We start from the raw sequence: 310 nt of genomic DNA, 5'->3' as shown, positions 1-310 counted from the left end.
CTGGTCGTCCTTGAAGCGCGCCTCACCGTGCACAACGGTGATGGCCGGATTACCGCCCAGGATGCCTTCGTACTTGGCGTGCCGCAGTTCGTCGACGCGGGCCTGCTGCTGGGCCAGCAGCTTACTGCGGTCAATCGTAGGCACAGTTGCCGCAATACCGCCATCGAACGGGCTTTCCCGGCGCAGATGGGCGATGTGGGCGGCGCGGATCATGATCTTGGACGGGATGCAGCCGACATTCACGCAGGTGCCGCCGATGGTGCCGCGCTCGATCAGCGTGACGCGCGCACCCTGTTCGACGGCCTTGAGC

1 protein-coding gene is annotated in these 310 nt (G+C 65.5%); it reads right to left on the bottom strand.

Annotated features, from left to right (window positions below):
* Nucleotides 1-310 (bottom strand): FAD-dependent oxidoreductase (locus ACR6JA_RS22740; RefSeq protein WP_494599736.1); only part of this gene is annotated, 310 nt, incomplete at both ends.

The sequence above is a fragment of the Cedecea sp. B1(4) genome (genome assembly GCF_059414925.1).
This window is presented reverse-complemented; position numbering and strand designations above follow the sequence as displayed.